Source organism: Streptomyces aquilus, assembly GCF_003955715.1.
Classification (GTDB): Bacteria; Actinomycetota; Actinomycetes; order Streptomycetales; family Streptomycetaceae; genus Streptomyces; species Streptomyces aquilus.
This window is the reverse complement of sequence record NZ_CP034463.1, coordinates 2,348,890-2,368,939: the sequence shown is the minus strand read 5'-3', so window position 1 is coordinate 2,368,939 and position 20,050 is coordinate 2,348,890. Positions and strand designations below refer to the sequence as shown.

General features: G+C 68.3%; 19 protein-coding genes. 18 read left to right on the top strand and 1 reads right to left on the bottom strand.

Going from position 1 to position 20,050, the window contains the following annotated elements; genetic code table 11:
- Positions 1–370: 370 nt before the first annotated feature.
- The 6 genes from arc (at position 371) to prcA (ending at position 6,534) form a co-directional block, all read left to right on the top strand.
- On the top strand, positions 371–2,137 hold the full coding sequence (gene arc / locus EJC51_RS10940) for a proteasome ATPase (RefSeq protein ID WP_079311552.1): 1,767 nt from the start codon (positions 371–373) through the stop codon (positions 2,135–2,137).
- Positions 2,138–2,381: 244 nt separating this feature from the next.
- Positions 2,382–3,893: a depupylase/deamidase Dop gene (gene dop / locus EJC51_RS10935; protein ID WP_341870639.1), complete on the top strand. Its 1,512-nt coding sequence runs from the start codon at positions 2,382–2,384 to the stop codon at positions 3,891–3,893.
- Positions 3,894–4,081: 188 nt separating this feature from the next.
- Positions 4,082–4,300, top strand: coding sequence for a ubiquitin-like protein Pup (locus EJC51_RS10930; RefSeq protein ID WP_126270883.1), 219 nt, complete (start codon positions 4,082–4,084; stop codon positions 4,298–4,300).
- A 59-nt stretch (positions 4,301–4,359) separates the two neighbouring features.
- Positions 4,360–4,935 (top strand): endonuclease VII domain-containing protein, encoded by a 576-nt coding sequence (locus EJC51_RS10925; RefSeq protein WP_126276904.1) that lies wholly within the window; start codon positions 4,360–4,362, stop codon positions 4,933–4,935.
- Positions 4,887–5,732: a proteasome subunit beta gene (prcB, locus tag EJC51_RS10920; RefSeq protein WP_097261795.1), complete on the top strand. Its 846-nt coding sequence runs from the start codon at positions 4,887–4,889 to the stop codon at positions 5,730–5,732. The genes EJC51_RS10925 and prcB overlap by 49 nt, the downstream gene beginning before the upstream one ends.
- 64 nt (positions 5,733–5,796) lie before the next feature.
- Positions 5,797–6,534 carry a proteasome subunit alpha gene (gene prcA / locus EJC51_RS10915; RefSeq protein WP_097261792.1) on the top strand — a complete coding sequence of 246 codons (738 nt, stop codon included), beginning with the start codon at positions 5,797–5,799 and terminating at the stop codon, positions 6,532–6,534.
- A gap of 81 nt (positions 6,535–6,615) precedes the next feature.
- Here the strand turns inward: prcA and EJC51_RS10910 are convergent, their stop codons facing one another.
- Positions 6,616–7,635, bottom strand: a complete 1,020-nt coding sequence (locus EJC51_RS10910) for a LacI family DNA-binding transcriptional regulator (protein ID WP_165951301.1) — start codon at positions 7,633–7,635, stop codon at positions 6,616–6,618.
- Between the two features lie 107 nt (positions 7,636–7,742).
- Between EJC51_RS10910 and EJC51_RS10905 the strand changes: the two genes are divergently transcribed.
- The 12 genes from EJC51_RS10905 to EJC51_RS10850 all read left to right on the top strand — a co-directional run bounded on the left by EJC51_RS10905 (position 7,743) and on the right by EJC51_RS10850 (position 19,994).
- Positions 7,743–9,002 (top strand): MFS transporter, encoded by a 1,260-nt coding sequence (locus EJC51_RS10905; RefSeq protein WP_126270881.1) that lies wholly within the window; start codon positions 7,743–7,745, stop codon positions 9,000–9,002.
- Positions 9,003–9,011: 9 nt separating this feature from the next.
- Positions 9,012–10,373 carry a Pup--protein ligase gene (pafA, locus tag EJC51_RS10900; protein WP_079311557.1) on the top strand — a complete coding sequence of 454 codons (1,362 nt, stop codon included), beginning with the start codon at positions 9,012–9,014 and terminating at the stop codon, positions 10,371–10,373.
- 128 nt (positions 10,374–10,501) lie between these two features.
- Positions 10,502–11,509, top strand: coding sequence for an FKBP-type peptidyl-prolyl cis-trans isomerase (locus EJC51_RS10895; RefSeq protein ID WP_126270880.1), 1,008 nt, complete (start codon positions 10,502–10,504; stop codon positions 11,507–11,509).
- A 61-nt stretch (positions 11,510–11,570) separates the two neighbouring features.
- Positions 11,571–11,942 (top strand): FKBP-type peptidyl-prolyl cis-trans isomerase, encoded by a 372-nt coding sequence (locus tag EJC51_RS10890; RefSeq protein ID WP_097261781.1) that lies wholly within the window; start codon positions 11,571–11,573, stop codon positions 11,940–11,942.
- 149 nt (positions 11,943–12,091) lie between these two features.
- Positions 12,092–13,045 carry a helix-turn-helix transcriptional regulator gene (locus tag EJC51_RS10885; protein WP_126270879.1) on the top strand — a complete coding sequence of 318 codons (954 nt, stop codon included), beginning with the start codon at positions 12,092–12,094 and terminating at the stop codon, positions 13,043–13,045.
- A gap of 19 nt (positions 13,046–13,064) precedes the next feature.
- Entirely contained in the window at positions 13,065–14,093 is a 1,029-nt protein-coding gene (locus EJC51_RS10880; RefSeq protein WP_126270878.1) for a helix-turn-helix transcriptional regulator, read from the top strand.
- 59 nt (positions 14,094–14,152) lie between these two features.
- Positions 14,153–14,413 (top strand): hypothetical protein, encoded by a 261-nt coding sequence (locus EJC51_RS10875; RefSeq protein WP_126270877.1) that lies wholly within the window; start codon positions 14,153–14,155, stop codon positions 14,411–14,413.
- 9 nt (positions 14,414–14,422) lie between these two features.
- Positions 14,423–14,617 carry a hypothetical protein gene (locus EJC51_RS10870; RefSeq protein WP_126270876.1) on the top strand — a complete coding sequence of 65 codons (195 nt, stop codon included), beginning with the start codon at positions 14,423–14,425 and terminating at the stop codon, positions 14,615–14,617.
- A 261-nt stretch (positions 14,618–14,878) separates the two neighbouring features.
- Positions 14,879–15,166 carry a Sec-independent protein translocase subunit TatA gene (gene tatA, locus EJC51_RS10865; RefSeq protein WP_059196522.1) on the top strand — a complete coding sequence of 96 codons (288 nt, stop codon included), beginning with the start codon at positions 14,879–14,881 and terminating at the stop codon, positions 15,164–15,166.
- Between the two features lie 47 nt (positions 15,167–15,213).
- Positions 15,214–16,176, top strand: a complete 963-nt coding sequence (gene tatC, locus EJC51_RS10860) for a twin-arginine translocase subunit TatC (protein WP_126270875.1) — start codon at positions 15,214–15,216, stop codon at positions 16,174–16,176.
- Positions 16,177–16,207: 31 nt separating this feature from the next.
- Positions 16,208–17,098, top strand: coding sequence for a diacylglycerol kinase (locus tag EJC51_RS10855; protein WP_126270874.1), 891 nt, complete (start codon positions 16,208–16,210; stop codon positions 17,096–17,098).
- Positions 17,099–17,138: 40 nt separating this feature from the next.
- Positions 17,139–19,994, top strand: coding sequence for a DEAD/DEAH box helicase (locus tag EJC51_RS10850; RefSeq protein WP_126270873.1), 2,856 nt, complete (start codon positions 17,139–17,141; stop codon positions 19,992–19,994).
- Positions 19,995–20,050: the final 56 nt, after the last annotated feature.

The window sequence follows — 20,050 nt, the reverse complement described above, 5'->3', positions numbered from 1 at the left end:
ACGCCCGCCCCGCCGCCACCACCATGACGCACCCCACCCACCCGCACACGCTCCGTCAGCACCACCCCGCCACCGCCCGACTAACCCCACCCCCCGGAAAACAAGCACCGAAGGCCCGATCAGCGGGCGCCACGAGCCCCCGACCGGCGGCGCTGCCCGCAACTCACCCCCGCCACGGAAGATTTCGAGCACTCCTGCCCAGGAACAGTCGGCTTCTGAATCACGTTGACTGGGTATTCAGACGGCGTGAGGGAGAGCGCAGGGTGACCGACGACACACCTTGACACTCTTTGTGATCTAGGGGTTTCAATCGACACCCACCCAGGTAGGGTCTGGAAGCGTCCAGCTCCCCTTGGAGGAGGTGAGGACCGTGGCAGCCCACGACGACGACATGAACCGCGGCATCCGCCCGGGACGAGGGTCCGACGACCCGGCCGGGCAGATTGCCTACCTTGAGCAGGAGATCGCCGTCCTGCGACGCAAGCTCGCCGACTCTCCGCGGCACACGAGGATTCTCGAAGAGCGGATCGTCGAGCTGCAGACCAATCTGGCCGGCGTGTCCGCCCAGAACGAGCGACTCGCGAACACGCTCCGCGAGGCCCGCGACCAGATCGTGGCCCTCAAGGAAGAAGTCGACCGGCTCGCACAGCCCCCGGCCGGCTTCGGCGTCTTCCTGCAAGCCAACGAGGACGGCACCGCCGACATCTTCACCGGAGGACGCAAACTCCGGGTGAACGTCAGCCCCAGCGTCGACCTCGAAGAACTCCGGCGCGGCCAGGAACTGATGCTCAACGAAGCACTCAACGTGGTCGAGGCCATGGAGTTCGAGAGCGTCGGCGACATCGTCACCCTCAAGGAGATCCTCGAGGACGGCGAACGCGCCCTCGTGCAGGGGCACACCGACGAGGAAAGGGTGGTGAGGCTCGCCGAGCCACTGCTGGACATCACCATCCGCCCCGGCGACGCCCTCCTGCTCGAACCCCGCTCCGGCTACGTCTACGAAGTCGTGCCCAAGAGCGAGGTCGAAGAACTCGTCCTCGAAGAAGTCCCCGACATCGGCTACGAACAGATCGGCGGCCTCGGCGGCCAGATCGAAGCCATCCGCGACGCAGTCGAACTGCCCTACCTCTACCCGGACCTGTTCAAGGAGCACGAACTCCGCCCGCCCAAGGGCGTCCTGCTCTACGGACCCCCCGGATGCGGCAAGACACTCATCGCCAAGGCCGTCGCCAACTCGCTGGCCAAGAAGGTCGCCGAGGTCACCGGCCAGGCCCAGGGCAAGAGCTTCTTCCTCAACATCAAGGGCCCCGAACTCCTCAACAAGTACGTCGGCGAGACCGAGCGGCAGATCCGCCTCGTCTTCCAGCGTGCCCGTGAGAAGGCCTCCGAGGGCACCCCCGTCATCGTCTTCTTCGACGAGATGGAATCCCTCTTCCGCACCCGCGGATCCGGCGTCAGCTCGGACGTGGAGAACACCATCGTCCCCCAGCTCCTCGCCGAGATCGACGGCGTGGAAGGCCTGCAGAACGTGGTCGTCATCGGCGCCTCCAACCGCGAGGACATGATCGACCCCGCCATCCTGCGCCCCGGCCGCCTGGACGTGAAGATCAAGATCGAGCGTCCCGACGCCGAGGCCGCCAAGGACATCTTCGGCAAGTACCTCACCGAGCGCCTCCCCCTGCACTCCGACGACCTCGGCGAGCACGGCGGCAGCAAGGAAACGACCGTCCAGAGCATGATCCAGACGGCCGTCGAGCACATGTACGCCGAATCCGAGGAAAACCGCTTCCTGGAAGTCACCTACGCCAACGGAGACAAGGAAGTCCTCTACTTCAAGGACTTCAACTCCGGCGCCATGATCGAGAACATCGTCGGCCGCGCCAAGAAGATGGCCATCAAGGACTTCCTCGACCACAACCAGAAGGGACTCCGCGTCTCCCACCTCCTCCAGGCCTGCGTGGACGAGTTCAAGGAGAACGAGGACCTCCCCAACACCACCAACCCGGACGACTGGGCCCGCATCTCCGGCAAGAAGGGCGAACGGATCGTCTACATCCGCACCCTCATCACCGGAAAGCAGGGCGCCGACACCGGACGCTCCATCGACACGGTGGCGAACACCGGACAGTACCTGTAAAAACAGGGCGGCTGCGGGTGCCCACACCGGGTACCCGCAGCCGACTGTTTTCCAGGACACAGTCACAACCACAGGCGCGCAAGGCAATGACGCAAATGATCTCCCCACCAGCGCAAAGCCGTTCTAGGCTCTTCGGTACCGCCGAGTCGCGCAGTGCGGGGACGGGCACCGCACACGCACCGGAGCGCCAGCGGTACTTGAGCGCCGCCCCCGACCGAGGGCGCCGCCGGGCAAGGAGGGCCGCATGACCGTACGGCGAGTAATGGGCATCGAGACGGAGTACGGGATCTCCGTCCCCGGCCACCCCAACGCCAATGCCATGCTCACCTCGTCCCAGATCGTCAACGCCTACGCGGCGGCGATGCACCGGGCCCGCCGGGCCCGCTGGGACTTCGAGGAGGAGAACCCGCTACGGGACGCGCGAGGCTTCGACCTCGCCCGCGAGGCCGCCGACTCCAGCCAGCTCACCGACGAGGACATCGGCCTCGCCAACGTCATCCTCACCAACGGCGCCAGGCTCTACGTCGACCACGCACACCCCGAATACAGCGCCCCCGAAGTCACCAACCCCCGCGACGCCGTCCTCTGGGACAAGGCGGGCGAACGCATCATGGCCGAAGCCGCCGAACGCGCCGCCGCACTCCCCGGCGCCCAGCCCATCCACCTCTACAAGAACAACACCGACAACAAGGGCGCCAGCTACGGCACGCACGAGAACTACCTGATGAAGCGGGAAACCCCCTTCTCGGACATCGTGCGCCACCTCACCCCCTTCTTCGTCTCCCGCCAGGTCGTCACCGGCGCCGGCCGCGTCGGCATCGGCCAGGACGGCCACGAACACGGCTTCCAGATCAGCCAGCGCGCCGACTACTTCGAGGTCGAGGTCGGGCTGGAGACGACCTTGAAGCGCCCGATCATCAACACGCGGGACGAACCTCACGCGGACGCGGAGAAATACCGCCGCCTGCACGTGATCATCGGCGACGCGAACCTTTCCGAGATCTCGACGTACCTGAAGCTCGGCACGACGGCCCTGGTCCTCTCCATGATCGAGGACGGCTTCATCGCCGTGGACCTGGCGGTCGACCAGCCCGTCCGCACCCTCCACCAGGTCTCCCACGACCCGACCCTGCAACGGCTGGTCACCCTCCGCAGCGGCCGGACACTCACCGCCGTCCAACTCCAGATGGAGTACTTCGAGCTCTCCCGCAAGTACGTCGAGGAACGCTACGGCGCCGACGCCGACGAACAGACCAAGGACGTCCTGGCGCGCTGGGAGGACACTCTCAACCGCCTGGAGAACGACCCGATGAGCCTCGCCGGCGAACTCGACTGGGTCGCCAAGCGCGAGCTCATGGAGGGCTACCGACGCCGGGACGGCCTGGAGTGGGACGCCGCCAAGCTCCACCTCCTCGACCTCCAGTACGCCGACGTACGCGCCGAGAAGGGCCTCTACAACCGCCTCGCGGCCCGCGGCCGCATGAAGCGGCTCCTGGACGAGGCGGACGTCGAGCGAGCCCGTACGAAGCCGCCAGAGGACACGCGCGCCTACTTCCGAGGCCGCTGCCTGGAGCAGTACGCCGACGACGTCGCCGCGGCCTCCTGGGACTCCGTCATCTTCGACCTCCCGGGCCGCGACTCCCTCCAGCGGGTCCCAACCCTGGAACCACTACGCGGAACGCGAAATCACGTCAAGGAGCTCCTGGACCGCTGTCGCACGGCGGAGGACCTGGTCAGGGTCCTCTCCGGCGGCTGAGCGGGTACTCGGGCAGTGTCGGCCGGACAGGGTGGAAATCCCTCCGTCCGGGAATCATCGAGGTGGCCCCCGCACGTTGAGGAAACTGCGGGGCCGATGTCAGACCCGGCTTGTAGGGTCTGATCATCACCGATCGGCGGATAGCCGACCTGGCGACCATGTCGGGCGAAACGAGCGGGGTGAGGGTTATGTCAACCAAGGACACCGGCGGCGGCCAGCAGAAGGCGACGCGCTCCACGGAAGAGGCCGAGGAGCAGACTGCGGAAGCGCAGGGCTCGGAGGACCTCAAGGAGCGCCACGAGAAGCTGAGCGATGACGTGGACTCCGTCCTGGATGAAATCGACGATGTCCTCGAAGAGAATGCCGAGGACTTCGTGCGTTCCTTCGTTCAGAAGGGTGGCCAGTAGGGCACTTTCTCCTTCGGTTCGAAGGTAGACGGGGTGGAGTGGTGGTCACCGAGTCGGAGATGAAGCGCTGCGCGCGGTGTGGCGAGCTCAAGCCGCGTGCAGCCTTCGCGTCCAAGCGCGCAAACCTCGATGGTCTGCAGCATCGTTGTCGTGAGTGCGCCGCCGAGGCCGACCGGAAGCGGCAAGAGGCCATGGGGAGGACGGTCCCAGCTCGAGGGGCCGTCTTGGAAGGCTTCAAGCACTGTCAGGGGTGCGGGGTGAGCAAGCCGCACTCGGATTGGCATCGGAAAGCCTCGGCTCCAGATGGTTTGGCGTCGCGGTGCAAAGCATGCCGTGCTGAGCGTGGGCGACGAGATCACCTGAAACGCCGGTACGGCATGACCGAGGCGGAACGTGACGAGATGGTCGCCTCTCAGATGGGCCTCTGTGTGATCTGTCTGAAGGCCCCGGCCGTTCATGTGGATCATTGCCACAAGACGGGTAGGGTCCGTGGCGTACTGTGCTTCAACTGCAATTCGGCCATCGGCAAGTTGGGAGACGATCCCGACGCCGTCCGCCGGGCCGCCGCTTACTTGGAAGGAATCGCGTGGAAGCCAACACTCGTAGCACCGGGCGTCTACCAGCTGCCTTCCTGACGCCAGGGTCCTCGTCCTTCATGGACTTCCTCTCCGAGCACCAGCCGGAGATGCTCCCCGGAAACCGTCAACTCCCGCCCACCCAGGGCGTGATCGAAGCGCCGCACGGGACGACCATCGTGGCCGTCACCTTCCCCGGCGGCGTTGTGCTCGCCGGTGACCGTCGGGCGACTATGGGCAATGTCATCGCGCAGCGGGACATCGAGAAGGTGTTCCCGGCGGACGAGTACTCGGCCGTCGGTATCGCCGGTACCGCCGGCCTTGCTGTCGAGATGGTGAAGCTCTTCCAGTTGGAGCTGGAGCACTTCGAGAAGGTGGAAGGCGCTCAGCTGTCGTTGGAGGGCAAGGCCAACCGGCTGTCGACCATGATCCGGTCCAACCTCGGCATGGCGATGCAGGGGCTGGCGGTCGTGCCGCTGTTCGCGGGGTACGACGTGGATCGGGAGCGGGGGCGGATCTTCTCGTACGACGTCACCGGCGGTCGTTCCGAGGAGCACAACTACGCCGCCACCGGTTCCGGGTCGATCTTCGCGCGCGGTGCGATGAAGAAGCTGTTCCGTGAGGATCTGACCGAGGAGCAGGCGACCACGCTGGTGGTGCAGGCTCTGTACGACGCGGCTGACGACGACTCGGCGACCGGTGGTCCCGATGTCGCCCGCCGGATCTATCCGATCGTCACCGTGATCACCGAGGACGGTTTCCGTCGGTTGACGGACGAGGAGTCGTCCGACATCGCCCGTTCGATTCTGGAGCGGCGTCTGGAGCAGCCTGACGGTCCGCGGGCCGCGCTGCTGTAGGCGGCGGGTGACCGGTCTTATCAAGGTGATCGCAGTGACTTCGACAGAAAGGGACGGATAACCGGTGTCGACGCCGTTCTATGTCTCCCCCCAGCAGGCGATGGCCGACCGGGCGGAGTACGCCCGTAAGGGCATCGCGCGTGGCCGCAGCCTGGTTGTGCTGCAGTATGCCGACGGCATTGTGTTCGTCGGTGAGAACCCGTCCCGTGCGCTGCACAAGTTCAGCGAGATCTATGACCGGATCGGTTTCGCGGCCGCCGGTAAGTACAACGAGTACGAGAACCTGCGGATCGGTGGCGTGCGGTATGCCGATCTTCGTGGCTACACCTATGACCGTGATGATGTGACCGCGCGTGGTCTGGCGAACGTGTACGCGCAGACGCTGGGCACGATCTTCTCCTCGGCGGCCGAGAAGCCGTACGAGGTGGAGCTGGTCGTGGCGGAGGTCGGTGACACGCCTGAGGGCGATCAGATCTATCGGCTGCCGCATGACGGTTCGATCGTGGACGAGCATGGTTCGGTCGCGGTCGGTGGCAATGCGGAGCAGATCAGCAGCTATCTGGATCAGCGTCATCAGGACGGTATGAGCTTGGCGGAGGCGCTGAAGCTTGCCGTGCAGGCGTTGTCGCGGGACACGAACGGTACGCAGCGGGAGATTCCGGCCGAGCGGCTGGAGGTCGCGGTGCTGGACCGTACGCGTCCGCAGCAGCGGAAGTTCAAGCGGATTGTTGGTCGTCAGCTGGCGCGGCTGCTGGAGACCGATGGTGCGGAGACCGAGGCGGAGAGCTCCGAGGAGGAGTAGTCCGGTCCCTCTGTGGTTGTTCTCTGCGCTCACCCCTTTTTGTGCCCCGGCCCGGGTCTCCCGGCCGGGGCACAAGGGCGTTCAGGGGGTGCTGGGTGGGGCCGTGGAGGCGCGTACGACGAGTTCGACGGGGATGTCCCCGGCGTCGGGTGTGCGGCCGTCCAGGACGGTCAGGAGGGCTTGCATGCCGCGTTCGCCGAAGAGCTCGGCGTCGAGTCGGACGGTGGTGAGTTCGGGGTCGAGGGCGGCGGCGAGGGCGATGTCGTCGACGCCGGTGACGGAGACGTCGTCGGGGATGCGCAGGCCGCGGCGGCGGAGGGCTTTGTAGACGCCGGCGGCGAGTTTGTCGTCGTCGCAGACGACGGCGGTGGGGTGGTGGGGGCCGGGGGCCGCGAGGGCTGATTCCGTGGCCGCGAGGGCGCCTTCGATGGACATGGGGGTGTGGGCGGTCCGGAGTGATGTTCCGGGTACGGCCGCCAGTCGTTCGGCGAGGGCACGCGCGCGTACCTCGAAGGTCCAGGAGGGGATGTCGGCGGCGAGGTGCAGGAAGTGGCGGTGGCCGAGGCCGAGGAGGTGGTCGGCGATCTGGTGGGTGCCGTCGGTGATGTCGAGGTTGACGGTGGCGGCGCCGAGGCTGCCTTCGGGGTCGCTGTCGAGCATGACGAGGGGGAGTTGGTCGCCGCGGATGGCGGTGAGGGCGTCGGCCGCCATGGAGGAGGCGATGACGCCGTCGAGGGCGGCCTGGGCGGAGGCGAAGGGGTCGCGGGCGGGCCCGACGCCTTCGGGGGAGGGGTAGAGGACGACGCCGAAGCCGCGTTCGGCGGCGACGCGGGCGGCGCCGGTGTAGACGCCTGCGAAGAACTCGGTGGTCAGGGCGGGGACGACGAGGAGGACGGTGCGGGTGCGGCCGAGGCGGAGGTTGCGGGCGGCGAGGTTGGGGCGGTAGCCGAGTTCCCGCGCGGCTTCGCGTACCCGTTCCGCGGTGGTCTCCGAGACGCGGCCGCGCCATTTGTCGCCGAGTACGAGGGAGACGGCGGCCTGGGAGACGCCGGCGGCCTGGGCGACGTCGCGGCTGGTGGGGCGGGTGCTGCCTCGTGCCACCGGGTGCCTGCTCTTTCGTCTGGACTCGTGAACAGCGCACATGGTACGTATGACGAGGGACGTTATACGTAACACTTGAGTGCTGTCGGCGAGGAAGAGGGCGGATCATGGCCGCGGGATACCTGGAGATCCTCAGGGCTAGACATGCGACGCGGCTGCTCGTCGGCACGCTGGTGGGGCGGCTGCCCAACGCCATCGCGGCGATCGCGATCGTGCTGTTCATCCGCTCCGAGGGCGGTACGTACAGCCTCGCCGGTGCGCTGGCGGCGGTGTACGGCGTCGCCAACGCGGTGGGGCAGCCGGTGCTGGGGCGGCTGGTCGACCTGTACGGGCAGCCGCGGGTGCAGCTGCCGGCCGCGGTCCTGTCGGCGCTGGCGATGACCGCCTTCGCCTTCACCGGCACCGATCCGCTCGTGCTGTCCTACGTCGCCGTGGCCGCCGCCGGTCTGTTCACGCCGCCCCTGGAGGGCGGTCTGCGGGCGCTGTGGTCGTCGGTTCTGCACCGGGAGGAGCAGGTGCACACGGCGTACGCCATGGATGCCGTGGCGCAGGAAGTCATGTTCACGGTGGGACCGTTGCTGCTGACGCTGTGCGCGTCGGTGTGGTCGCCGCAGGCCGCGTTGCTCGTGCTGAACGTCCTCGGGGTGCTGGGTGCGCTCTCGGTGGTCGTGTCGCAGCCCTCGCGCACGTGGCGTTCGGCGCCGCGGGAGGCGCACTGGCTGGGTGCGTTGCGCTCGCCGGGGCTGCTGGCGTTGCTGGCGGCCTTCCTGTTCGTCGGCGCTGCTCTGGGGTCGATCGCGGTCACTTCGGTGTCGTACGCGGACGATCACGGCGGGGATGCGGTGTACGGCTGGATGATGGCGGGCCTGGGGCTCGGGGCTCTCATCGGGGGCTCGGTGTACGGGGCGCGGCAGTGGACGGGTGAGCCGGCGCGTCGACTGCGGGTGCTGGTCGCTCTTCTGGCGGCATGTCAGGTGCCGTTGATGCTGAGGCCCGGTCCGGTGCCGATGGTGCTGCTGACCGTGCTCGCCGGGCTGTTCCTGGCGCCGGCGATCGCGTGTGCGTTCGTGCTGGTCGACCGGCATGCGCCGCGGGGCACGGTGACGGAGGCGTTCTCCTGGCTCGTGACGACGTTCACGGTGGGTTCCTCGGTCGGAACGGGCCTCGCGGGGCCGGTCGTGGAGCGTGGTGGGGCGCTGTGGGGGTTCGCCGTGCCGGCGGTCACGGGGGGTGTGTCGTTGCTGGTTCTGCTGGCCACCGGGCGGGTCCTCGCAGCTCCCGGCAGGGGGGCGGTGGTTGCGGCTTCATCGGAAAATGATCCAAACCGTGCTGCCGAACCCCGTTTCAGCGCAGGGGATCGGGCGTAATGTTCAGTCATGGACCGCCGCATTTTCGGGCTGGAGAACGAGTACGGCGTCACATGTACGTTCAGGGGACAGCGACGCCTGTCTCCCGACGAGGTGGCGCGGTACCTCTTCCGCCGTGTCGTGTCATGGGGCCGCAGCAGCAACGTCTTTCTGCGAAACGGCGCCCGCCTCTATCTCGATGTCGGGTCACATCCGGAATACGCGACTCCCGAATGTGACAACGTGACGGAACTGGTCACGCACGACAAAGCGGGCGAGCGCATTCTCGAAGGACTCCTGGTGGACGCCGAACGACGCCTGCACGAGGAAGGAATCGCGGGCGACGTCTACCTCTTCAAGAACAACACCGACTCGGCCGGCAACTCCTACGGCTGCCACGAGAACTACCTCGTCGCGCGCCACGGGGAGTTCTCCCGGCTCGCGGACATCCTCATTCCGTTCCTGGTGACCCGCCAGCTTCTGTGCGGTGCGGGCAAGGTGCTGCAGACGCCGCGCGGTGCCGTGTACTGCGTGAGTCAGCGGGCGGAGCACATCTGGGAGGGCGTCTCCTCGGCGACGACCCGTTCGCGCCCGATCATCAACACGCGTGACGAACCGCACGCGGACGCCGAGCGTTACCGTCGTCTCCATGTCATCGTGGGCGACTCGAACATGTCCGAGACGACCATGCTGCTGAAGGTCGGGGCGACCGACCTGGTGCTGCGCATGATCGAGGCGGGCACCGTGATGCGTGACCTGACGCTGGAGAACCCGATCCGGGCGATCCGTGAGGTCAGCCATGACATCACCGGCCGGCGCAAGGTGCGTCTGGCCAGCGGCCGGGAGGCCTCCGCGCTGGAGGTGCAGCGCGAGTACTACGAGAAGGCCGTGGACTTCTGTGAGCGCCGCGGTATTCGTACGGGCACCGTCGAGCAGGTCCTGGAGCTGTGGGGCCGCACGCTGGACGCGATCGAGGCCGAGGACCTCGACCGGATCGGTACCGAGATCGACTGGGTGATGAAGTACAAGCTCATCGAGCGGTACCGGGCCAAGAACAACATGACCATGTCGCATCCGCGGGTCGCGCAGATAGACCTCGCGTATCACGACATCCACCGTCGTCGCGGGCTGTACTACCTTCTGGAGCGGAAGGGGCAAGCGGCGCGTATCTGCAACGACTTGAAGATCTTCGAGGGCAAGTCCGTGCCCCCGCAGACCACTCGGGCCCGTCTTCGCGGTGACTTCATCCGCCGGGCCCAGGAACAGCGCCGGGACTTCACGGTCGACTGGGTCCATCTCAAGCTGAACGACCAGGCGCAGCGCACGGTGTTGTGCAAGGACCCGTTCCGTTCGGTGGACGACCGGGTGGAGAAGCTGATCGCCGGTATGTGAGTCGGGTGTTCCGGTCGGATTGCCGGAACGCAACACGGGCGCCGTACGTTTTCCGTACGGCGCCCTTCTCACGCCGTAGAGTTGCGCGCACGCCATCAACAAGATCGATCGATTACGAGGCTCTCACCGTGCGCCGACGCTCACTTCTCATTGCCGTACCCGCTGGAATGGCCACACTCGCCGCGTGCGGTGACGAGGATTCCGACTCGAGCAAGGCGAGCGAGAGCGCGTCTCCGTCTCCCTCGGCGTCGGAGACGTCCGCCGCGCCGGCGCCGAAGATCGTCGACGGTCCGCTGCCGGCGATCACGGCGGGGACCAAGTTCGGTGAGAAGCCGACGGTCGCCAAGGGCAGCGGTGACCCGTCGGACCAGGTCGCGGTGAAGACGGTGATCGCGGGAGGCGGCCAGACGGTCGCGGAGAACGACTACATCCAGGCGAACTACCTGGGTCAGATCTGGGACACGGCGAAGGTCTTCGACAACTCCTACGACCGCAAGACGCCGCTGGTGATCCAGCTCGCCCAGGGCTCGATCATCGACAGCTGGCGCTATGCGCTGGCGGGCAAGAAGGTCGGCAGCCGGGTGCTGATGTCCACGGCGCCGACGTGGGGGTACGGCAAGCAGGGCAACTCGCAGGCCGGTATCAAGGGCACCGACACGCTGGTCTTCGTGGTCGACATCGAGGGCACGTTCAACGCCAAGAGCTCGGCCAAGGGCAAGACGGTCGCCCAGGACGACGGCAAGCTGCCGAAGGTGAGCACCAACACCGACGGCAAGGCGCCGACCATCGACGTGCCCAAGGCGGACGCGCCGACCAAGCTGGTCGCGGAGTACGTGATCGAGGGCGACGGCGACGAGGTCAAGGCGGAGAACACCGTGCTCGTCCAGTACAAGGGCGTGCTGTGGGACACCGGCAAGGAGTTCGACTCGACGTACAGCCGCAAGTCGCTGACGTCGTTCTCGTTGCAGCAGGTCGTCAAGGGGTGGGCGCAGGGTCTGACCGGCAAGAAGGTCGGCAGCCGCGTCCTGATCGTGATCCCGCCGAAGCTGGGCTACGGCGACAACCCGCCGGCCGGCAGCGGCATCTCCAAGGACTCGACACTCGTCTTCACCGTGGACATCCTCGCGAAGATGTGAGCCCTGCCAGGATGTAAGACTGTCCCTGTTGCCTTTCCGTGAACAAGCAGGAGCTAGTGACGTGAGCATCGACAAGCCCGAGATCGACTTCCCGGGCGGCGAGCCCCCGGCGGACCTCGAGATCAAGGACATCTGGGAGGGCGACGGCGAGGTCGCGCAGGCCGGTCAGAACGTGACCGTGCACTACGTGGGTGTCGCCTTCAGCACCGGCGAGGAGTTCGACGCCAGCTGGAACCGCGGTACGCCGTTCAAGTTCCCGCTCGGTGGCGGCCGCGTCATCAAGGGCTGGGACCGGGGCGTGCAGGGCATGAAGGTCGGTGGCCGTCGCCAGCTGACCATCCCGGCGCACCTCGCCTACGGCAACCAGAGCCCGACCCCGGCGATCAAGCCAGGCGAGACGCTGATCTTCGTGGTCGACCTGATCGCCGTCTGATCATCCCGTCTGACGTGTGATCGTCACACGATCGGTCTCGATCGGCTGGGGCCCATGCCTGTCCGGGCATGGGCCCTCGGCTTTTGCCACGCCACCGCGGGGCGGTACGGTCAACGTCATTACGCACCATAGGGAGGCGAAGGGCGTCGATGGCCATTGCCAAGGCCGAGCGGCTGATGAACCTGGCGCTGTGTCTGCTGGGGACGCGCAGGCCGCTCAGCAAGCGTGAGCTCCGCGAGTCCATCGAGGCCTACCTCGAAGCCAACAGCGACGACTCCTTCAACCGGATGTTCGAGCGCGACAAGGACGATCTGCGCGAACTCGGGCTCGTCATCGAGACCGTGGAGAACCTCGACGGCGAGGTCGGCTATCTCGCCCGCCGGGACAGCAACCGGCTGCCGCCCATCACCCTCGACGCCGAGGAGGCCGCGGCCCTGGGCCTGGCCGCCAAGGTGTGGCAGCAGGCCCGCCTCGCGGGCGCGGCCAGCGGCGCCCTGCAGAAGCTGCGCGCGGCCGGACTGCCGGAGGACGTCGACCCGTACGAGGCGCACGGCGCCCTGGAGCCCCGTATCCCCGTGCACGAGGCGGCGTTCGAGCCGCTGATGCTGGCCTGCCGCGACCGCCGCCCGGTCGTCTTCGACTATCGCAAGGCCACCGCCGCCCACCCCGAGACCCGGCATGTGGAGCCGTGGGCCCTGGAGTGCTGGCGCGGCCACTGGTATCTGGCGGGCTGGGACCGCGACCGGGGTGCCGAGCGGGTCTTCCGGCTGTCGCGGATCACCGGCAAGGTGCGCTCGCGCGGCAGCAGCTTCACCGCGCCGGTGCCCGACGTCGTCACCGTCCGTGAGACCGTCGCGAGCTGGGCCGGGGAGACCGCCGACCGCAGCGCGCTGATCAGGCTGCGCACGGACGCCGGTTACCCCTTGCGGGCGAAGGCCACCGCGGTGCGGGAACTCGGGGACGGCTGGGACGAGTTGGAGATCCCGTACGGCCACGGGCTGGACGCCTGGCTGGTGGAGTTCGGTCCTGACGTGGTCGTCCTGGAGCCCGCCGAGCTGCGGGCCGATGTGGTGGACCGGCTACGTGCCGTGGCCAAGGGCTGAGGGGGAGCGGGAAACAACTGTGGCAGGCAAACCGGTCAGGCCCGTCAACGCCATCGACCAGACCCGGCGGATGCTGTCCCTGGTGACGTATCTGAAGGAGCGTCCCGGCGCCCGCGTCGAGGACGTCGCCCGGGCCTTCGGCATCACCGAGGACGAACTGGTCTCCGACCTCGACGTGCTGCCCATGTGCGGCACCAGCTTCCGCGGCGGTGACCTCCTCGACATCGACACCGACGGCGAGCGCATCTGGTGGCACAACCCGGCCGCCCTCGGCGAGGAGACCGCCGAGCCGCTCAGGCTCGCCGCCGACGAGGCCACCGCGCTGCTCGTCGCCGCCCGCGCGGTCTCCACGCTGCCCGGTCTGCGTGAGAGCGACCGGCAGGCGCTGCTGCGGGCGACGGCCAAGGTGGAGACCGCCGCCGGTGAGCAGGCGGGCGCGAGCTCCCGGCTGTCGGTGACCTTCGAGTCGGAGGGCGGTGTCTTCGCCGATGTCGACCGGGCGATCTCCGAGCGGCGCCGGCTGTGGATCCGCTACTACTCGCCCGCCCGTGACGAACTCAGCGAGCGCGAGATCGACCCGATCCGCCTGGTCAGCGTCGGCCACACCTATGTCGAGGCCTGGTGCCGCCGCTCCGAGGCGCGCCGCACCTTCCGGCTCGACCGGGTCGCCGAGATCAAGATCCTCGACGAGCCGTCCGCGCCGCCCGAGATCGAGCTGCGGGACCTGTCCGAGGCGCTGGTGCAGCCGGCCGCCGAGGACCCGGAGGTCGTCGTCGAGGTGGGCCCGGGCGGTCGCTGGGTCGCCGAGTACTACCCGCACGACAGTGCGGATGAGCTTCCGGACGGCGGGCTGCGTATTACCCTGCGCACCCCCGACCCGGCCTCCCTGCGCCGGCTGGCGCTGCGGCTCGGCCGGGACGGCCGCATCGTCTCGCCGAGCGGGCTGGCCGACAGCGCCCGGCAGGCGGCTCGCGAGGCGCTGGCGGCGTACGACGGGGTCGAGGTGCGGGACGACGTGCGGTACGACAGGCAGGAGCAGGGGCTTTGAGCGAGTCGGCTACCTCCGGTGCGGCTACCTCCGAGACGGGGACCTCTGGTACGGCGGGGATGTCTGTGGCGGCAGCCTTCTCGGGGATGAGAAGCGTCTCCCCGATGGTGTTCCGGGCCGGCTGCCCGGACTGCCGGGGCCGCTTCGAGCTCACCGCGAGCGCCCTGCGCCTCGCCATCGGGGCCACCAGCAAGACCACGTTCTATTCGTTCACCTGCCCCGACTGCGGCAGCTCCGTGCGCAAGCCGGCCGGGGAGCGGATCGTGGAGCTGCTCACCGGCGGCGGGGTCAGGACACTGCGCCTGCACTCGACCCTCTAGGGTCTGCCTATGTTCTGGTCGATGTTCGCCGTCGCTGTGGGCTTCCTGGGAATCGCCGTCCTCGGCGTGCTCGCCGTACGCGTGTTCCTGGAGGCGCAGCGTCTGGGACGGCAGGTCTCCGACTCCGCGCAGCGCATCAGCAGGGCCGCGGCGGATCTGGAGCGGGCCGCCGAGACCACAGCGCGCTCTGTGGACGCACTGTGAGTCCCGCTGTGCTGGCCGTGTGAGTCCTGCGCCGCAAGCGTTTTGGGTCACTTCGCCCTGTCACCTTGACGGCATGGGCAGGTACGCTGCTGGTCGCGGACCGGAGAACGAGGCCCGGATCGCGGACCGGGAGTACGCACGGGGATTGCCTCACGTTTACCCCTGAGCGTTACGATCGCTGACAACACGATCGTTCGGACATCTGTCCGACCGGTCGTACAGCACCCCACTCCAGCCGCCTCGGTGAGAAGGTAAAGACTTATGTTCGGAAGGCTCGGCGCCCCCGAGATCATTCTCATCCTCGTCGTCATCATCCTGCTGTTCGGCGCGAAGAAGCTTCCCGACATGGCGCGCTCGCTCGGCAAGTCCGCCCGCATCCTCAAGAGCGAGGCGAAGGCGATGAAGGACGAGGGCAAGACCCCCGCCCCGGCCGACCCGCCGCAGCAGGCGGACGACCAGGCCCCGGCGCAGCGCATCATCCAGGCCGCTCCCGGCGACGTGACCAGCTCCCGCCCGGTCACCGAGCCGACGGACACGACCAAGCGCTGACGCAGGGCCGGTGACCTCCGGCCCGCCGCACGAGATGGGAACGTGGGTTGCTGAAGTCTGCCCGCAAAGAGGAGAAGGATCCCGAGGGGCGGATGCCCCTTGCGGATCACCTTCGTGAGCTTCGCAACCGGCTCGCGAAGGCGCTGCTGGCCATCGTCATCGTCACGATCGTCGCCGCCTTCTTCTACAACGACATCATCAACTTCCTGACGAAGCCGATCCTGGACTCGATCGGTTGTCAGCAGAGTTTCGCGGAACTCGCCAAGGCAGGGGCTTCCGACGACTCCAAGGTGAAGTGCGCCCGGATCACCATCAACGGTCTGCTGGCGCCCTTCAATCTGGCCCTCCAGGTTTCGTTGATGGCCGGTGTCGTGATCGCCTCGCCGATCTGGTTGTACCAGCTCTGGGCGTTCGTCGCCCCGGGCCTGCACAGGCACGAGAAGAAGTACGCCTACGCCTTCGTCTTCACCGGTGCCCCGCTGTTCCTCGGCGGCGCCTACTTCGCGTACGCGGTGCTGCCCACCACCGCGAAGGTGCTGATCGACTTCACGCCCAACGGCAGCATCGACAACCTGCTGCCGCTCGACGATCTGCTCCAGCTCGTCACCCGCATGGTGATCGTCTTCGGTCTCTCCTTCGAGCTGCCCCTGCTGCTGGTCTTCCTCAACCTCACGGGGATCATCACCGGCAAGCGGATGCTCGGCTGGTGGCGCGGAATGATCATGGGAATCACCGTGTTCGCCGCCGTCGCGACGCCGAGCACGGACCCCCTGAGCATGCTCGCGCTGGCCGGCCCCATCTGGGTGCTGTACTTCGGCGCCACGCTGTTCTCCCTGCTCAACGACAAGCGCCGACGCCGCCGCGAGGCCGAGGGCCCCGCCGACGACGAGGCCTCCGACCTGGATCTCACCCCCGAGGACATCGGCGAGGTCGAGACGGTCTCCGCGAGCCGGGCGCTGCCCGAGCAGTCGACCACGGAGCGGGTCAACGGTTATGACGACGTGACCTGAAGATCGACCGGCCGCTCGTAGGGTCGGTGACGTGACCAGCGAGATCACCCTCTTCGTCAACCCCACCGCGGGTCGCGGCCGGGGCGCCCACGCGGCGCAGCCGGCCGCTTCCGCGTTGCGGGCGGCCGGTTTCTCCGTACGCACGGTGCTCGGGCAGAACGCCGGGGACGCCCTCACGCGCGCGCGTGCCGCCGTCGCGGACGGCACCGGCGCGCTGATCGCCGTCGGCGGCGACGGCATGGCGCACCTCGCGCTCCAGGCCGTCGCCGGCACCCGCACCCCGCTCGGCCTGGTCGCCGTGGGCACCGGCAACGACCTCGCCCGCGCCCTGGGCCTGCCGATCCGGGACCCGGCCGCCGCGGGACGGCGGATCGCCGACGCCCTCAAGGGCGGCGAGCTGCCCGACATCGACCTCGGGCAGGTGGGCGACCGTTGGTTCGGCACCGTCCTCGCCTCCGGCTTCGACTCCCGCGTCAACGACCGCGGCAATCGCCTGCGATGGCCCACGGGCCGCTTCAAGTACGACCTCGCCATGATCGCCGAACTGGCCGCGTTCAAGCCCTTCCCGTACCGGATCAGGCTCGACGACGGCGAGGTCCGCGAGATCGAGGCGACCCTGGTGGCGGTCGGCAACGGATCGTCGTACGGCGGCGGCATGCGGATCTGCCCCGGCGCGGACCTCACCGACGGGCTGTTCGACATCACCGTGGTCGGCGACTGCGGCCGGGCCACCCTGCTCAGGGTGTTCCCGAGCGTGTACCGGGGCACCCACGTCGACCATCCCAAGGTCACCGTGCACCGGGCCGCGAAGGTCGAGATCGGCGCGGCGGGGATCACCGGCTACGCGGACGGGGAGCCGCTCGGGCCGTTGCCGCTGACCGCGCGCTGTGTGCGGGGCGCGGTGCGGGTCGCGGGGCTCTGAAGTGCACGGACCCGGGGTTTGACAAGACGGGATCCGGATAATGATCGTCCTGTTGTCAGTGGGGCCCGGTACGCTCGAAAGCACGATGACAGAGGACCTCTCACCGGCCGAGCGGTATGCGGCTGCCCGTCTGCGGGCTGCCGAGCAGGCCACCGCGCTCGCGGGCTTCCGCGAGATGTACGACTTCGGCCTCGACCCCTTCCAGATCGAGGCCTGCCAGGCGCTCGAGGCGGGGAAGGGCGTGCTGGTGGCTGCCCCCACCGGCTCCGGCAAGACGATCGTGGGCGAGTTCGCCGTCCACCTCGCCCTGCAACAGGGCAAGAAGTGCTTCTACACGACACCCATCAAGGCGCTGTCGAACCAGAAGTACGCCGACCTGTGCCGCCGTTACGGCGCCGACAAGGTCGGTCTGCTCACCGGCGACAACAGCGTCAACTCCGAGGCTCCGGTGGTCGTGATGACCACCGAGGTGCTGCGGAACATGCTGTACGCGGGCTCCCAGACCCTCCTCGGCCTCGGTTACGTGGTCATGGACGAGGTGCACTACCTCTCCGACCGTTTCCGTGGCGCCGTATGGGAAGAGGTGATCATTCACCTGCCGGAGTCCGTGACTCTGGTGTCCCTGTCGGCGACCGTGTCCGACGCCGAGGAGTTCGGCGACTGGCTCGACACCGTCCGCGGCGACACCGAGGTGATCGTCTCCGAGCACCGGCCCGTGCCGCTGTTCCAGCACGTGCTCGCCGGGCGGCGGATGTACGACCTGTTCGAGGAGGGCGAGGGCCAGAAGAAGGCCGTCAACCCCGACCTCACGCGGCTGGCCCGCATGGAGGCCCAGCGGCCCTCGTACCAGGACCGCAGACGCGGCCGGGCGATGCGCGAGGCCGACCGGGAGCGGGAGCGCAGACAGCGCTCGCGCGTGTGGACCCCGGGCCGTCCCGAGGTCATCGAGCGGCTCGACGCCGAGGGGCTGCTGCCCGCCATCACGTTCATCTTCAGCCGGGCGGCCTGCGAAGCGGCCGTACAGCAGTGCCTGTACGCCGGACTGCGGCTCAACGACGACGAGGCGCGGGCCAAGGTCCGTGACCTGGTCGAGGAGCGCACCGCCTCCATCCCGACCGAGGACCTGCACGTCCTCGGGTACTACGAGTGGCTGGAAGGCCTGGAGCGCGGCATCGCGGCCCACCACGCGGGCATGCTGCCGACGTTCAAGGAGGTCGTCGAGGAACTCTTCGTACGCGGCCTGGTGAAGGCCGTGTTCGCGACCGAGACCCTCGCCCTGGGCATCAACATGCCCGCCCGGTCGGTGGTGTTGGAGAAGCTCGTCAAGTGGAACGGCGAGCAGCATGCCGACATCACGCCCGGCGAGTACACCCAGCTGACCGGTCGTGCGGGCCGGCGTGGCATCGACGTCGAGGGCCATGCCGTGGTGCTGTGGCAGCGCGGGATGAGCCCGGAGCACCTGGCCGGACTGGCCGGTACGCGCACGTATCCGCTGCGGTCCAGCTTCAAGCCGTCGTACAACATGGCGGTCAACCTGGTCGAGCAGTTCGGGCGGCACCGGTCCAGGGAGCTGCTGGAGACGTCGTTCGCGCAGTTCCAGGCCGACAAGTCGGTCGTGGGCATCTCGCGGCAGGTGCAGCGCAACGAGGAGGGTCTTGAGGGCTACAAGGAGTCCATGACCTGCCACCTCGGCGACTTCGAGGAGTACGCGCGACTGCGGCGCGAACTGAAGGACCGCGAGACCGAGTTGGCCCGGCAGGGCGTCAACCAGCGGCGCGCCGAGGCCGCCACGGCGCTGGAGAAGCTGAAGCCGGGGGATGTCATCCATGTCCCGACGGGCAAGTACGCCGGTCTGGCCCTGGTGTTGGACCCGGGGCTGCCCGCCGGGCGGTCCAACGGGCACCGGGGGTTCGAGCAGCATGACGGGCCCCGGCCGCTGGTGCTGACCGCCGAGCGGCAGGTCAAGCGGCTGGCGTCGATGGACTTCCCCGTGCCGGTCGAGGCGTTGGACCGGATGCGGATCCCGAAGTCCTTCAACCCGCGCTCGCCTCAGTCGCGTCGGGACCTGGCCTCCGCCCTGCGGACCAAGGCCGGGCACATTCCGCCGGAGCGGGCCCGCAAGAAGCGGGCGCAGGCCGCCGACGACCGTGAGATCGCCCGGCTGCGGACCGCGCTCCGGGCGCATCCATGCCACGGGTGCGACGACCGGGAGGACCATGCGCGGTGGGCCGAGCGGTATCACCGGCTGCTGCGGGACACCTCGCAGCTGGAGCGGCGCATCGAGGGGCGTACCAACACCATCGCTCGGACCTTTGACCGGATCGTGGCGCTGCTGACCGAGCTGGACTATCTGCGGGCCGACGAGGTCACCGAGCACGGCAAGCGGCTGGCGCGGCTCTACGGCGAGCTCGATCTGCTGGCCAGTGAGTGTCTGCGGGCCGGGGTCTGGGAGGGGCTCGCTCCTGCGGAGCTTGCCGCGTGCGTATCCGCTCTGGTGTACGAGGCGCGGGTCGGTGACGACGCCATGGCGCCGAAGGTGCCGTCCGGCAAGGCGAAGGCCGCGCTGGGGGAGATGGTGCGGATCTGGGGGCGGCTGGATGCCCTTGAGGAGGACTTCCGGATCACGCAGACCGAGGGTGTCGGGCAGCGTGAGCCGGATCTCGGGTTCGCCTGGGCCGCGTACATGTGGGCCAGTGGGAAGGGGCTCGACGAGGTCCTTCGGGAGGCTGAGATGCCGGCCGGGGACTTCGTGCGGTGGTGCAAGCAGGTGATCGATGTGCTGGGGCAGATTTCTGCTGCGGCGCCGGCGAGGGAAGGGTCTTCCGTGGCCAAGGCTGCGCGCAAGGCGGTTGATCAGTTGCTGCGGGGGGTTGTGGCCTACTCGTCGGTGGGGTGACGGTTTGCTTCGCGGGTGCGGGTGAACTGCGGCTGGTCGCGCAGTTCCCCGCGCCC

What these genes read in the sequence shown, in the direction of transcription:
- EJC51_RS10930 (WP_126270883.1), top strand. Translation starts at nt 4,082, where the DNA reads ATGTCAACCAAGGACACCGGCGGCGGCCAGCAGAAGGCGACGCGCTCC.
- EJC51_RS10875 (WP_126270877.1), top strand. Translation starts at nt 14,153, where the DNA reads ATGTCTGTGGCGGCAGCCTTCTCGGGGATGAGAAGCGTCTCCCCGATG.
- EJC51_RS10885 (WP_126270879.1), top strand. Translation starts at nt 12,092, where the DNA reads ATGGCCATTGCCAAGGCCGAGCGGCTGATGAACCTGGCGCTGTGTCTG.
- EJC51_RS10850 (WP_126270873.1), top strand. Translation starts at nt 17,139, where the DNA reads ATGATCGTCCTGTTGTCAGTGGGGCCCGGTACGCTCGAAAGCACGATG.
- EJC51_RS10870 (WP_126270876.1), top strand. Translation starts at nt 14,423, where the DNA reads ATGTTCTGGTCGATGTTCGCCGTCGCTGTGGGCTTCCTGGGAATCGCC.
- pafA (WP_079311557.1), top strand. Translation starts at nt 9,012, where the DNA reads ATGGACCGCCGCATTTTCGGGCTGGAGAACGAGTACGGCGTCACATGT.
- tatA (WP_059196522.1), top strand. Translation starts at nt 14,879, where the DNA reads ATGTTCGGAAGGCTCGGCGCCCCCGAGATCATTCTCATCCTCGTCGTC.
- EJC51_RS10905 (WP_126270881.1), top strand. Translation starts at nt 7,743, where the DNA reads ATGGCCGCGGGATACCTGGAGATCCTCAGGGCTAGACATGCGACGCGG.
- dop (WP_341870639.1), top strand. Translation starts at nt 2,382, where the DNA reads ATGACCGTACGGCGAGTAATGGGCATCGAGACGGAGTACGGGATCTCC.
- EJC51_RS10925 (WP_126276904.1), top strand. Translation starts at nt 4,360, where the DNA reads ATGAAGCGCTGCGCGCGGTGTGGCGAGCTCAAGCCGCGTGCAGCCTTC.